General features: G+C 52.0%; 14 protein-coding genes and 1 pseudogene. 7 read left to right on the top strand and 8 right to left on the bottom strand.

Going from position 1 to position 11,547, the window contains the following annotated elements; all coding sequences use genetic code 11:
• Positions 1-53: 53 nt before the first annotated feature.
• The gene (locus tag BMX00_RS12455) at positions 54-1,439 is read right to left on the bottom strand and encodes a sensor domain-containing protein (RefSeq protein WP_090829348.1); all 1,386 of its coding nucleotides are present in this window, start codon (positions 1,437-1,439) and stop codon (positions 54-56) included.
• Positions 1,440-1,853: 414 nt separating this feature from the next.
• On the opposite strand from BMX00_RS12455, the gene msrA reads away from it, so the two are divergent.
• Positions 1,854-3,194 (top strand): peptide-methionine (S)-S-oxide reductase MsrA, encoded by a 1,341-nt coding sequence (gene msrA, locus BMX00_RS12450; protein ID WP_090829347.1) that lies wholly within the window; start codon positions 1,854-1,856, stop codon positions 3,192-3,194.
• Between the two features lie 234 nt (positions 3,195-3,428).
• Here the strand turns inward: msrA and BMX00_RS12445 are convergent, their stop codons facing one another.
• Positions 3,429-3,848, bottom strand: a complete 420-nt coding sequence (locus tag BMX00_RS12445; protein WP_090829346.1) for a hypothetical protein — start codon at positions 3,846-3,848, stop codon at positions 3,429-3,431.
• 7 nt (positions 3,849-3,855) lie between these two features.
• Between BMX00_RS12445 and BMX00_RS12440 the strand changes: the two genes are divergently transcribed.
• Positions 3,856-4,077 carry a hypothetical protein gene (locus tag BMX00_RS12440; RefSeq protein WP_143053103.1) on the top strand — a complete coding sequence of 74 codons (222 nt, stop codon included), beginning with the start codon at positions 3,856-3,858 and terminating at the stop codon, positions 4,075-4,077.
• A 37-nt stretch (positions 4,078-4,114) separates the two neighbouring features.
• Here BMX00_RS12440 and BMX00_RS15155 read toward each other — a convergent pair whose 3' ends face one another.
• Both BMX00_RS15155 and BMX00_RS12430 read right to left on the bottom strand, forming a co-directional pair.
• Entirely contained in the window at positions 4,115-4,246 is a 132-nt protein-coding gene (locus tag BMX00_RS15155) for an HU family DNA-binding protein (protein WP_425433902.1), read from the bottom strand.
• A gap of 301 nt (positions 4,247-4,547) precedes the next feature.
• On the bottom strand, positions 4,548-5,708 hold the full coding sequence (locus BMX00_RS12430; RefSeq protein ID WP_245728052.1) for a metallophosphoesterase: 1,161 nt from the start codon (positions 5,706-5,708) through the stop codon (positions 4,548-4,550).
• A gap of 199 nt (positions 5,709-5,907) precedes the next feature.
• Between BMX00_RS12430 and BMX00_RS15000 the strand changes: the two genes are divergently transcribed.
• Positions 5,908-6,030 carry a hypothetical protein gene (locus tag BMX00_RS15000; RefSeq protein WP_281245910.1) on the top strand — a complete coding sequence of 41 codons (123 nt, stop codon included), beginning with the start codon at positions 5,908-5,910 and terminating at the stop codon, positions 6,028-6,030.
• Positions 6,031-6,311: 281 nt separating this feature from the next.
• On the opposite strand, the gene BMX00_RS12425 is transcribed toward BMX00_RS15000, so the two are convergent.
• The 3 genes from BMX00_RS12425 to BMX00_RS12420 are packed head-to-tail and all read right to left on the bottom strand — an operon-like array spanning position 6,312 to position 8,753.
• On the bottom strand, positions 6,312-8,090 hold the full coding sequence (locus BMX00_RS12425; protein ID WP_177171859.1) for a phospholipase D-like domain-containing protein: 1,779 nt from the start codon (positions 8,088-8,090) through the stop codon (positions 6,312-6,314).
• Between the two features lie 55 nt (positions 8,091-8,145).
• Positions 8,146-8,385 carry a hypothetical protein gene (locus BMX00_RS14605; RefSeq protein ID WP_177171858.1) on the bottom strand — a complete coding sequence of 80 codons (240 nt, stop codon included), beginning with the start codon at positions 8,383-8,385 and terminating at the stop codon, positions 8,146-8,148.
• Positions 8,355-8,753, bottom strand: coding sequence for a hypothetical protein (locus tag BMX00_RS12420; protein WP_143053101.1), 399 nt, complete (start codon positions 8,751-8,753; stop codon positions 8,355-8,357). Before BMX00_RS12420 ends, BMX00_RS14605 begins: the two co-directional genes overlap by 31 nt.
• 500 nt (positions 8,754-9,253) lie before the next feature.
• Between BMX00_RS12420 and BMX00_RS12415 the strand changes: the two genes are divergently transcribed.
• The gene (locus BMX00_RS12415; protein WP_090829342.1) at positions 9,254-9,652 is read left to right on the top strand and encodes a DUF1801 domain-containing protein; all 399 of its coding nucleotides are present in this window, start codon (positions 9,254-9,256) and stop codon (positions 9,650-9,652) included.
• 157 nt (positions 9,653-9,809) lie between these two features.
• Positions 9,810-10,031 (top strand): SOS response-associated peptidase family protein, encoded by a 222-nt coding sequence (locus BMX00_RS12410; RefSeq protein WP_090829341.1) that lies wholly within the window; start codon positions 9,810-9,812, stop codon positions 10,029-10,031.
• A 234-nt stretch (positions 10,032-10,265) separates the two neighbouring features.
• Here BMX00_RS12410 and BMX00_RS12405 read toward each other — a convergent pair whose 3' ends face one another.
• A complete protein-coding gene (locus tag BMX00_RS12405; protein WP_090829340.1) occupies positions 10,266-10,859 on the bottom strand; it encodes a hypothetical protein in 594 nt (197 codons plus the stop codon).
• A 265-nt stretch (positions 10,860-11,124) separates the two neighbouring features.
• On the opposite strand from BMX00_RS12405, the pseudogene BMX00_RS15150 reads away from it, so the two are divergent.
• Both BMX00_RS15150 and BMX00_RS15145 read left to right on the top strand, forming a co-directional pair.
• A pseudogene (locus BMX00_RS15150) lies at positions 11,125-11,223 on the top strand (helix-turn-helix domain-containing protein); the annotation flags it as partial.
• On the top strand, positions 11,181-11,435 hold the full coding sequence (locus tag BMX00_RS15145) for a retropepsin-like aspartic protease (RefSeq protein WP_090829387.1): 255 nt from the start codon (positions 11,181-11,183) through the stop codon (positions 11,433-11,435). The pseudogene BMX00_RS15150 and the gene BMX00_RS15145, both read left to right, overlap by 43 nt.
• The last annotated feature ends 112 nt before the right edge of the window (positions 11,436-11,547 follow it).

Raw genomic sequence — 11,547 nt, 5'->3', positions numbered from 1 at the left:
AGGGCCTTATACTTCGTAATCGCTCCCGGATACCTCACTGATAAACCTCTCTTTTATGATGCCGATTTCGTGCGGACGCCGTTATAAGCGCCCTTTGCAAAGCGGTTATCACTGTTCTTTTTCTCAAAATACATGGCCTCGTCAGCATGTCTGAGAAGTTGTTGCGCCTCGTCACCATGATCAGGGTAGAGTGCAATTCCTATGCTCGGTAGTATGCACAAGCTGCAGCCCTCTATTTTGATGGGTTGGCTGATAGCACTGCGGATTTTTTTGGCCATATTCGAGGCGTGCTCAGGCAACTGGATGTTTTCGAGCAGCACCACAAACTCATCGCCGCCCATGCGCGCGACCGTATCCATATCGCGCATGCACTGCTTTAGGCGATTGGCAACCTTCTGCAGCAACTCATCTCCTGCAGCATGACCCAGAGAGTCGTTGACTTGTTTGAAATTGTTCAAGTCCAGGTAGAGCACGGCCATTTGTCCTTGTTCCCGTCGTGTTCTTGCGAGGGCCATTTTCAGGCGATCATACAAAAGTCCTCGGTTGGGTAGCCCGGTCAAGCTGTCGTATTGCGCCATGTGCGTTAGTCGGGCGTGTAACTGTTTTCGCTCGATAGCAGTGGCAACTTGAGTAGCGACGAATTGCAGCAGTTCCTTGTCCTTTTTGGTGTAGCGTGCTCCGTCCGAGTGGCCTTTCAAAATCAGGGCACCAATAGTACCCTTATGAGAGTTGAGCGGGACGACCAGCCAGCACACCACATTGCTATCCTTGATAGCTCTTAATTCCTCGGGAAAGGTGGCCAGCGACTCAGGCCCCAGCAACAGGGGCTGCCTGGTACGAATGACTTCTGCACAGAGGGTACCTACGGCTGTTTGCTGCAGTTCGGACGCCTCGCCGCAGTCACCGGTGTAATAGGGAAAGCTCAGCTGATCATTGCTCTCATCGTACATCGCCACGGAAAAATTAGTTGCTGACAGCAGCTTGCCGACTATTTGATGAATTAGCTGAAACAAAGAGGGCAGATCCTCCGCATTATGCGCGGCTTCAGAAATGGCGTAGAGCGCCGCCTGCATTGATTCAGCCTGCTTGCGCCCGGTGACGTCTCGGGCAACAGCAATCCTCAACCGATCGGCTTCCGACCAGCGGGCTGACCACATAATGTGCACCACTTGTCCGTCCTTCCGTATATAGCGGTTCTCAAAATCAAGTTTGGGATGCCCTGACATGATTTCATTGGCCGCCTGGAGAGTTATCGCTCGATCCTCGGGTACCACCATCTCTAACATAGCCTTGCCAATCATTTCTTTCGGTGTGTAGCCAAAAATACGCTCGCATGCTGCACTGACAAAGATAAAACGCCCCTCTCTATCAACAATGCAAATAGCGTCGAGCAGGTGATCTATAAATCTAGCCAGAGGTGCGTAAGTTTTTATATCCATATGCGAAGGATACTACTTGGGGTTAACCATAGCCAAGGCTATATCCGGTCCCGAATGTGACGACATTAAGAAGACGGGGCGCCACAAGGCACGCGATCAGGCGGAAACAAGCCAAACAAAAGAGGGGAAGCCTAAATTATTTTTTCGTTATAGCCAAGGGGGAATTTATTTTCATTTCAGGTTTCAAATTCCAAGAAATGTGCGCTCCCTTCCTCCATCCATGTGCGAGCAGAACAAGTAACATGAAGATGTACCCATCGATAAGATCGACGGATGTACTAAGCATGCGCTTGGCATCGCCTGGTTTAACGGTAAGCGACAGAATTTCTTGAAAGATACGGTATTCAAGTATTACAAAAGTATTACAAAACGAGATCGGGATTTTACGATGTGGATTTATGGAGATGCCCTGAAATGAAAGGGGTTATAGCCATGGCAGCAGGCTTGAGCGTTATTATAGGAGCATATGCAATGGAGAAAACCACGACGCACCGCCAAGCGACGGATTACATCGTTCTGGGCATGGGTTGCTTCTGGGGTGCGGAAAAGCGCATGGGAGAAATTCCCGGTGTTGTCGACGTGGAAAGCGGCTATGCGGGTGGCGATCTTCCCGGCGCCGGTTACCAGGACATTCTGAATCACGAGAGAGCGCTTCATACCGGTAAAACTACGGCGCGCAATCATGCGGAAGTGGTCAAGGTGATTTTCAATCCAGCCAAGGTAAACCTGGAAACAGTGCTAGGCAAATTCTGGGAGAGCCATAATCCCACTCAAGGCGACCGCCAGGGGAACGATGTCGGCAGCAATTATCGCAGTGCCATCTATTACCATGATGCGAACCAGAAGACTGCGGGACTGGCAACCCAGGCCGCTTATCAAAAAGCACTCGATGCTGCGGGTTACGGCAGGATCACCACAGAAATCTTGCCGCTCAAGAATTACATTACTGCTGAGGAATACCACCAGAACTATCTGAAAAAGAACCCCGATGGCTATTGCGGCCTGGGTGGCACCGGAGTGAAATACCCCGATTCAGCCAGCAAAGTTGCGCAGGCGGACACATCCTCCATCTCCTCCGGGACCTCTGCGGCGTCAGCAACATCCAACATGGCAGCGCAGCCCCTGAAGAGCAGCGATCTGAACCTCGCGCGACAGTTGGTTGCATTCGAGGCCGAGCATTGCGAATTTTGCGAGCGCTTCGAGAAGGACATAATGAGCCACTGGCAAGCGGAAGTGCCAATTGCCAGGACATTGAACTCAAATCCGCCCAGCGGCTGGACATTGGAAAAGCCCTTGTTCGCGGCACCCACCATCGTGCTGTTCAAGGACGGCAAGGAGGCCGCCCGCTACACGGGGTACAACGGCGAGAAATCCAATTTCTGGAAATGGCTGGGTTTTCAGCTGCTGTCTCCCGAACAGCAGAAAATCGCCTTCCAGCAAGGCACCGAGCCTCCTTTTACCGCGTCCAATCTGGATGAAAAGCGTCCTGGAAGATTTGTCGACCCTGTCACAGGCGCAACGCTCTTTTACAGCAATACCAAATTTGAAAGCGGAACGGGGTGGCCCAGTTTCTTCGATCCCGTGGAAGGCGCCGTTACCCTGCACGAAGACAACTCGCACGGCATGAGGCGAGTCGAAGTGCGTAGTGCAAGCTCCGGCATTCATCTCGGCCATCTGTTCAATGACGGACCGCCGCCCAGCCACAAGCGTTATTGCATCAATGGAAACGTCCTGAAATTCGTCGCGGACCGATAAATCGGCCTCTTTACCCTTTTCCGGAGATTTTCGCACTTGCGAAAATCTTTCCGTCTCCCGTTTGCTAGCCTTCGCCAGCCTCTCTTAGCCAAACCTACCAAGGGGCGGCCCTTTTCACATATAACATGTATAAAAAGTGATTAACGAATTATTAGCGTCCTCGGGAATAGCTACGAATGGCGGCGATAAGCCTCAAACTGTTGCGGAAGCAGGAGTGAAGAAGGATAACGATTATTATGGTTCAATCAGTAATTCTCGTTTGAAGCGCTTGATAGTAAGATTATTCCCCCTTATACCCCTATTTTTCATCTCATTCGACCTCCACGCCACAGGGATCTCGTCCAGCCCCAACGCCACAGGGATCTCGTCCCACCCCAACGCCCGAGGGATCTCGTCCCATCCCAACGCCACGGGCATCTCGTCCCACCCCGACGCCACAGGGATCTCGTCCCACCCCAACGCCGCGGGGATCTCGTCCAACCCCAACGCCACAGGGGTCTCGTCCCACCCCAACGCCACAGGGATCTCGTCCCACCCCGACGCTACAGGGATCTCATCCCACCCCAACGCCATAGGGATCTCGTCCCACCCCGACGCCATAGGGATCTCGTCCCACCCCAACGCCGCAGGGATCTCGTCCCACCCCAACGCCACAGGGATCGTGAATGAAAAAGTTCAATGGTCTGATGTTCCGGCAATGGTGCAGAAAACGATAACTGAAAATGCAGGTGGCGGAGAGATCGAAGAGATCGAGAAAGAAAGCAAAATGATCGGTGGCAAGATGACACCGATTTATGAAGCCGATGTAAGAAAAACCGACGGCTCGAAGATTGAGATCAAGGTTGATGAGGACGGCAACCTCATCGAAATCGACAAGGGTTAATCACTCCTGCAGCGCTTGCAGTCGGCCTGCCGGCTTTTCATTTTCCGCTGCCGTCCACAGCAGCCTTTAGCATTGCCGCTGGCTTGAATGCTGGAACCTTAGATGCGGCAATCTTCCAATTCTTCCCCGGTTTTGGGATGCGGCCGGCACGGGCGGCACGCTCGCACACACTTCAAAAGTGCCAAAACCGGGCAACGTCATAGACTCTCCCTTTTTAAGCGTTTCGAGATTACCTCAAGCAGGGCGCGAACTATGCGTTCGGCTTGAGCTTTGCTAGAGTCCGTTTTTTTTTGGCTATTCCTTCATTCATCCGCTAGTTGGTTATGGCATGTTAACTTCGCCAAGATCTGCCTGTCGCGATGGTTGGTTTCCGACCCGAAGCTCCCTCTTTAAATTTGTTGAAAGCAGCTGTTAACCAAAATCAAGCAGACGGACTTAAACAGCGTGAGTTCCGGGACCGAACGGACAACTTAAGGCTTCGGCTTCGGAGGTAACGCCTGGACCATGCGCTTCCAACTGAAGGGCCCGAATGAACTAGCACTAGCGTGGTCATCACTATCATCCCGGTCAACATTGAGCTTGAGCCACTCCATGTTGGGGTTATCGACGCTGTTGCTGCCGTGCACGGTTATGCGGTGGAAGTTTTTTACGCTGTAACCGTTAGGCTGATTGTTATAGGCATCGTTGGTGCAAGCCACTTCCGTCGACTGACTTCCTATTTTTTCTGTAACACAAGGAGCGCCCTTGAGCAGAGGGTTATCCGAACGGTAGCCATGGGAATCGCCATTCAAGAGCAGCACCGGCTTGCCGAAGTTCGTGGTGTGCAATGCTATGCTGTCGATGAACTGCCGATACGCGCCGATGTGGCTGGGCTGATTGCCGTCGAGATCCCACATGTCGGCCTGAAGCTGGATGACCATGGCTTTGGCGTGGCTGGCCTTGGCAAGGGCGAAGGCTTTGTCGAGCCAGCGCAGATCGGCGCCGGTGCGATTCAAAATTTCATCGGTCTGCGGTTGCGTGCGATCGATACCATACCAGTTGTCTTCATCATTGTTCGAGCCGCCTGGAACGTTCAGGGTGACGAACACGACGTTTGACTGCTCCCACATCACGTTTTCGACGTATTCGGCATCCTTAGGGTAGTTCGGATCGTAGTGCTGGGACTGGGACAACACCGGCTTGTCAACTGCAATGGCGTGGCCAGGGGTCGCAAAGAAGGTATCACGCACATAACCCAGGTTGACTAGCGGGTCGAGACCGCCTTCTTTGCTCTTGTTGCAATCGGTCCACTCATTGTCGCCGGGGGTATATACGACGGGAGACTTGAAAGCCTTCCACATGTCATAGATCGATTGGTTGTAGCCCAAGCTGCATGTTTGCTTGCCGGAGTGGATGTCGCCGACGTGGAGGACCAGGGAGACGTCGGAATCGTCATTGATCGACTTGATGAACGCCGGGGTCGCGAGAAACTGGGCTGTGTCGGCGTCGTTATTGCCATAAGGGGAATCACCGAATACGGCGATGCTTAAGACGCCTCGCGACTCCTTGTGATCGGATTCGTCAGCCAGGGCCGTTCCGGCGATCGCGAGAACGTTGGCGCCTAACAACATTGAAAAGATAAGATTTCGCATTATTTTTTCCTTTAGAAGAGCAAGGTGTCCCTTATTCAAGGCGGCAGTACCTTGACTATCGTTGACGTCCCAGCGGCAATCTTTGCCGACAAAGATGTTAGGGGCCACACATTACAACCGTAACTCCTTAGAAAAATTTTGCGTAATCTGAACGGCCTATTCATAAAACGGCGATTGAACAGGAAAACCTTCACCATGGATGAAAACGAACAAAAGCGGCCGCGACGACGTCGAGGCGATTGCGACGCAATTACGCGGCCGACGTACGGTTTGTGTTGGTGAAAACGGCGGAGAGCAGGCGGTGCTGGCATGGTTCATTTAAACGCTTGCTTGCTTTTTATATGTAATGGGGAAGGGTCGAACCTCCGACCTACCGATTACGAAACCGAACTCAATAAGATGAGCAGCTATAAAGGGGTACAAAATTGCCGGGATGATTCAATCGAGGAGGTGTACCAACGGGAAAACCGAATCAGCGGAGAGTGTGGCACATCGGAAGCGATGGCACATTTTTGGCGCACCAAGAGACGAAAGAGAGGAATATCGGAGGCAGGAAGAGAGATAGGGTCGTTCACTTCAACGACGAGAACCCCAGTCTAGTGTTCAGCACCAACGCGAGAGGTGATCTTTGCGCTGTGTCGTTAGATAGGTCTGTTGCCACGACGGATCTGTCGAAAGGTGAGACCAGACAGATTTGCCAGCGGCCTTGCGATCCTTCACGTAGGCACGCCACGCATAGTGCTCATAGGTGCCAAGGCAGGCGACTGCATAAGCTTCTGCGAGTGCCTTGTTCCGGTGCACTACCACAAAGTTGTCATCGTTCTGCTCGCTTGCCGAACCTGAAAAATTATGCGAGCCAGTAATGACCTTGCAGTCATCGCTAAAAGGGTCAATGACGATCATCTTGGAATGTGTAATAGCGTGACCGATCCCAGGGTATCCGTCTCGCGGCAGAAATTGTGCGCGCGTGACCTCGGCGATCCAAGACGAGAACCCTCGTGCCACACCTTCTGGCTGAATAAGCGCAGTGCGGTAGCTGCGCGACTGTGTATCAATTCCTTTCAACGAAAAATATTCAACATTGCTGCCGATGACGGTGCTGACGACTCCGCGCGTGTAGACCTGTGCGGTAGACTGCAGAATGGTCGTTAGCGGCTCGGGGCCAGGTTGGAACATGACGTAGAGGACCATCGACTTAGCGCTCTTGACTAAATCGATAAGCCCCTGAATGTCGATTCCAGGCGATCCCGCGTTCTTCTTCGATTTGTTCCTGACCCGCGTGAACCATACATCCAGATTGTCGACGCTCCGCGGAGACTCTGCATTTTTCGACACGAGCTCGGGCGGAAAATCGCCATCAGCGGCCGCCAGCCGATGCCATTGGTCGAGAAAGATCTGCGCCACAGCACCGTTCTTGATCAGCAATCCATTGTTCACTTGCGTGCATAGACCCGAGGGAGTCCAGTTTGTGCTTCCGGTCCATGCTTTAAGCGACAGCTGATCCTTCTTTCGAACTATCACCACGAACTTGTTGTGGCCGAGCCCCTTGTTGCCCAGCAACCGATCGTGGACGTCTACTTTTGCCTTTTTCAAAGCTGCTCTTGCTTCGGCATTTTCGTCGCCGCCTTTTGAGCCGTTGGCGAGCACGATGTGGGCGCGTGTGCCGCCCTTCTGGAGGCGATCAATCAGTTCCTTATCGCTCAGTTCGTATAGTGCCCCATAGAGTTCGAGCAGAGGGCTATCGATTACCTCGTCGACAAGGCGGAGCAACGAAAGGCGCAGCTCCCCCGACAGAAATCGGCGTAGCGGCTCCTCTAGTTCCTTGAGGTGCTCCTTGATATCGGGCGCCTTCCAGCCATTTTCACGCGCGATCCGCGAGACGAACTGGGACATGACAAAACCGCGGTTAAAGTAGGCCTCCAACTCGTTGCCAGTTGCGGCATCAATGCGGAAGCTCTGCGTCCAACCCGTATCAGCGACCGCTGTGAGCACTGTTGTACCCGCTGTTCCGTCAGTCGGTAGAATGATTGCAGAAATGCGATAGCGTAGGGTTTGGCCATTGTTTGCGCCGTGATCGGTCCATTCATAACGTTGGAAAGGCCATACATTCGAAGGCCGCGAAAGGTCCTTCGGATCATCAAATGCCGCGGGCTCCGGCTGATCGACGAATGCGACGCGATTACGCAGAATCTCGACCGGTGCCCATTCTCCGTTGTCCTGCATGCGCTGACGCTCGATCATGAAGCCGAGGCAGCCGGGAATCGGCGAGTCGGCGATGCCATCAACCGTGACGCGCCAGAACAACTGTACGTCGTCGCAATTAGAGTAGGCCATCAGCTTGAGCTGGATTCCGTTCGTGCTGTTTGATATGGCTATGGCCACCGCAGTCTCCTTACTTGCAACAATTGTCTGTGTACGCCGTCGCGCCCGGCTGCGACTATGAATGGGAGTAGCCCCGCGATACCGCAGGTTCGCTCGATGCTGGATCGATCTGGCCACTATCAAATAAGCCCGCCGTTTGATCGCCGACATCACCATCACCATCACCAACTTTGACGAAACTGAACGGATGCACGTATCTTTTCATATATTTGCCGCCATTGTCTTTGCCCGCTGCGGCTTTGTTTTTATAGCGATGTTTAACAGCTAGGGCTTTGGCTGTTCTTGGTTCTTGCACTTTATTTGCCAAAGCACGTCATATGAGCCGCTATGAAAACCTGCTGGATTATTTACGGGCTGAATATCTCGATTGATAAGATGGTATCCCGCTGGACAAATCTCAAGGGAGCGTGTGTCCAAGTCAATCGCGGCATCAATCCTGCTTTTTTCAGTAAAAGATGCCGCACCTTTTAATAGATAAAACGGTGTGCCATCAGTCCCAACCATTGGCGTTTGTCCGTGATACGGTCCAAAGCAGCCACAAAGGGCGAGTGTTAAAATGATGGCAGCTTTCTTCATTCTTATTTCTGGTTTAAAAAGTGGCGCACTTGGGTCTCCGGGTGTGGAGAAGCCAAGCTCTGCACCGCGCGATTCGGTGAGTGACACGAACAATGGTCGCCCGCATCGGCTGCAACATAATCTGCCTCATCCTTAAGGACGCTGTATTCATGGTCCGCATAGCTTCTAATATTATTCAATTTTACTAGCCATGATGTCTTTCTTCCTTCCCTAGAAGTCGGCCTGATCGAATGGGCTATTCTGGAATGAAACTGAAACACCGCTGGCAAACAGGCGCTGCTTGCGCAGCCTTTGGGCAGTGCCCGGCGCGCGCCCCCTTTGCGCGGACGCAAGCCGCCGGATTTGCCGTTAATGGGAGACTCAAATAAGATATAAAAATATTTTGATTTCAAAAGACAGAGAAAACAATTCTATCTTTAATCGGTTTACTAAGATTCGTCCTAATACCTGGCCTTGATTAGAGAAATATTGAATTCACCTCATGAAAAAGACAATGTTGAGCAACTTCGCATAGTGGCTGCCATACGCGCGTTTATTGCCTACGGCAGGTTTGTGGTAAACCTTTTTTAAAAGGAAGAAAAATAGGCATGAAGAAGAGCGGGTCGCATGAAAGCAAGCCTCCTTCTCAGCTGATCGACGCTAGAATCAAGGAGCTAGCCGACTGGCGGGGCAAGATGCTCAGCCAGCTCCGCACCTTAATCAAGGAAGCCGATCCCGAAATCGTCGAGGAATGGAAGTGGAGAGGGGTTCCGGTATGGTCGCACGACGGGTTGATCTGCACAGGCGAGACTTACAAGAACGTCGTAAAGATGACCTTTGCTAAAGGGGCGGCTCTGACGGATCCTTCGGGCCTCTTCAACTCCAGTCTTGACGGGAACACAAGGCGTGCCATTGACTTCCACGAGGATGAGAAAATAGACGAGGAGGCGTTGAAGGCTCTCATTCGCGCCGCCGTGGCCCTGAACAAGTCCAAAGTCCAAAGCTAATCTACTTACAGCCCCTACATTTAAACTCAATCTACCCCTTGGAATCGATTTGTAGAGGTACTCACAAGAAGTGTTCTGACAATGCTACTGGCGTAATTATCAGTCGAAAAATGGTATTGCAACCCCTATTCGGGATGCAATACCTCTTCAAATATTAATGCTTAAGCGTATCAGGCAGCCAGCGCAAGCCAGTAATTTTGTTTCCGCCGCCTTGATCGTCACCGAGGAGTGCGAAGGCGGAATGGTGGACATCCATGACTGCAGGTCTGTTGTTTTGGCGCCCGAGGATGCCAGGCGCTGGATGGACTCAGAAACGCCAGTAGAAGAGGCCTCTCATATTGCGCACAGCCGGTCATTGCCTACGGAAGAATTCGTCTGACGGAAGGTGGACAGGGCGGTGAATCGCGCCGATCTCAGCAACAACGGGCGGCACTTGCTGCTACCCATAAGCGAGACTACCTGAAACAGACCGCTTTTATCCATTGTCCTTGCTTCTGGCAGGGACGTAAATGAAAGTGATCAAACGTGAGTTATCTCTACTTTCTCCCAAGTGTCCTGTTCTCCAGTTGACGTTCCTTGTGTAAAGATCCTGATCCGGGCCATCCAATCTGGACTAGAGCAACAATTTAGGGACAATCTCGAGGATGCCGGCAGCCGTGAATACTTCCTCACGGCTCATGCTCGCCACAGTATTGCGCCAGCTTTCCATCCACCGGGATCGTGTAAAGTCGACGGACAAACGATCATTACCGATCAGCCAGACCAGTCTTCTAATGACATCCTGAACCCGTGGCGTTCCACCTGGAATATCAAAATAATGCAGCACGAGCTTCCCCCGGCTGGCGCAGAAGTCGATTTCCTTGAATGTACGAAGCGCGAGGATCGTATAGTCGATTAGCGATTGCCAATAGATGTCGTCGTATTTTTTCCAGGATGGAATCACGAAGCGGTTATAGGCCGTATTGCATTTTCCCCTCTGTGGCAGATCGCGCTCGAGCAGGACCAGCACAGGCAGGAGTTGGTCTTCCGTGACTTCCGACAGCATGACATATAAGCGTTCCCGCTGCTGGACCCTTACAATCTTTTCGATTTGCTCAAGCAGGCGACCTTGTCCCGGTTCGTGGCTCACCGTTTCCAGAATATCCTGGAAGCTCAAATTAGACCGAGGGTGGTTTGTCTGTGCCGTTGAATCAGAATGTGCGTTCATGTGCACCTCCACAATGCTTTGCCGAGCCGCCAACCAGATAGATTGATATTCTCCTATTAGAGAATTTTAGTATCACAGTTGGCATTAAGCAGGGAATTTTGCCGCCCTGCTTGCCGCCATTACATGAAAATCGCCCCAGACAACAAAAAAGCCCTACCGCCCAGGTGAGGTAACGTTACGGTAACGGGTGAGGTAACGGGTGACGTAAACGGGTCAGGTAATGGGTGCGTAAGGTGACGCTTCCAGATACAGAAGCAGAAGCGGCGCTAACAAAACAAAGTTAGCAAAAGAGTTCGGCATAAGCCGGGAAACTCTTTATCAATACATTCGGCCCTATGGGACACCGGCGCGACCAGATCAGTAATCACCCCCAGAGTCATCGAGGCATGTGGGCTTAAACCCCTGGGGTCCATTAAGCCTACCCTTGTCCAAGGTGGAAACGGGGTATATCAGAGTGAAGGCTATCAAGTAAACCTCTCTCTTCCCGGTAAGGTTACCTTCCAAGAAATCGTAGTATCAAAGGATCTAAGCGAAGGATGGTGGCGTAAGCTCCCCTTTTTAAGAGACAAGCAATAAGTAGAACTTTCTGGCAGGTGACGTCCCCCCAATTCTGCTGGGATTCAAAACTAGAATCTGGCCGCTTCTGGCAGTCTGACCTGCTTGGTTTTAACGTATTCGCTTGGGGTCA

Source organism: Nitrosovibrio tenuis (assembly GCF_900109785.1).
Classification (GTDB): domain Bacteria; phylum Pseudomonadota; class Gammaproteobacteria; order Burkholderiales; family Nitrosomonadaceae; genus Nitrosospira; species Nitrosospira tenuis_A.
Note: the sequence above shows the minus strand (reverse complement) of the source record. Positions and strands in the feature narration are given on the sequence as shown.